We start from the raw sequence: 1,724 nt of genomic DNA, 5'->3' as shown, positions 1-1,724 counted from the left end.
AGGTGGCGGGTTGACCGTTGACCAGGTCATTGGCCCGCACATTGGCCACAGGTGTGCCGCCTGTACCGGCACTGGCCGTACCCGCATCAGGAGCAGCGGTTATTGTTGGGGTGACGGTGATACTGACTAGACCTGTAGTACAAGTGACGGGCGTTAGCTTATCACAGAGCTGATAAGCTAGGGTATAGGAGCCAGGGGTGGTGCCCACCGCTACACTGATGCTGCCGGTTGTAGGGTCTAGAGTGATGCCGGTGGGGTAGGTACCCACGGTTGCCAGGGTGGCATTGCCAGCTCCACCCAGGGTGGCGGGCTGCCCGTTGACCACATCATTGGTAGTTACGTTAGCGACGGCTACCCCACCGGTTCCAGCACTGGCTGTGCCCGCATCGGGGTTGGCTGTCACACTGGGGGTGACAGTGATGCTGACTATTGCTGTGGCACAAGTCAACTGAGTCAGGCGGTCGCATATCTGATAGGCTATTGTATAGCTACCTGGGGTAGTCCCCTGAGCTACACTGACGGAACCAGTGGTGTTAAGGGTAATACCCGGCGGATACGTGCCTACCGTAGCGACAGTAGCATTGCCCCCTGTGCCCAACGTAGCAGACTGACCATTTATAACATCGTTAGCGGCTACGTTAACTACCGCCGTGCCGCCCGTACCAGCACTAGCTGTACCAGCATCTGGACTAGCCGCTGTACCGGCGATTACAGTTACGCTTACTACGGTAGTAGCGCAAGTTGCTGGAGTTAATCGATCGCAGAGTTGGTAAGCCAGTGTGTACGATCCGGGTGCCGTTCCCGCAGCCACACTCACTGCACCATTTGTTGTATTAAGCGAGATGCCAATCGGGTAAGTACCAACCTGAGTCACCGTAGCGTTTCCCGATCCACCTAAAGTAGCGGACAGGCCATTGACTGCATCGTTAGCAGCTACATTGGCGACGGCCGTACCGCCGAGTAACGCGCCGGCCGTACCCGCATCAGGGTTGGCTGTCACACTAGGGGTGACCGTGACGCTGACCAAGCCAGTGGTACAGGTCGTGGTGCCTAGAGTGCTACACAATGTGTAAGCTAGGGTGTACGAACCTGGGGCAGTACCCTGGGTCACACTCACACTACCGGTAGTGGTGTTGAGGGTGATGCCAGACGAGTTGCTGCTAACCAAGCTCAAGCTAGAGTTCGCCGAGGTGGCGGGTTGACCGTTGACCAGGTCATTGGCCCGCACATTGGCCACAGGTGTGCCGCCTGTACCGGCACTGGCCGTACCCGCATCGGGAGCAGCGGTTATTGTTGGGGTGACGGTGATACTGACCAGACCTGTAGTGCAGGTGGTGGGTGTTAGCTTGTCGCAAAGCTGATAAGCTAGGGTATAAGAACCAGGAGTGGTACCCACCGCTACACTGATGCTGCCGGTTGTAGGGTCTAGAGTGATGCCGGTGGGGTAGGTGCCCACGGCTGCCAGGGTGGCATTGCCAGCCCCACCCAAGGTGGCGGGTTGACCGTTGACCACATCATTGGTAGTTACGTTAGCGACGGCTACTCCACCGGTTCCGGCACTGGCTGTGCCCGCATCAGGGTTGGCTGTCACACTAGGGGTGACCGTGACGCTGACCAAGCCAGTGGTACAGGTGGTGGTGCCTAAGGTGCTGCACAAGGAGTAAGTTAGGGTGTAGGCTCCCGGGGTGGTGCCCTGGGCCACACTCACACTACCGGTGGTGGTG

General features: G+C 58.4%; 1 protein-coding gene. It reads right to left on the bottom strand.

Translation table 11 applies throughout. From position 1 onward, the window contains the following. Window positions 1–1,724 (bottom strand): beta strand repeat-containing protein (locus ACFSUS_RS28990; RefSeq protein WP_381528777.1); only part of this gene is annotated, 1,724 nt, incomplete at both ends.

It is taken from the genome of Spirosoma soli (genome assembly GCF_042684525.1).
GTDB classification, from domain to species: domain Bacteria; phylum Bacteroidota; class Bacteroidia; order Cytophagales; family Spirosomataceae; genus Spirosoma; species Spirosoma soli.
Note: the sequence above shows the minus strand (reverse complement) of the source record. Positions and strands in the feature narration are given on the sequence as shown.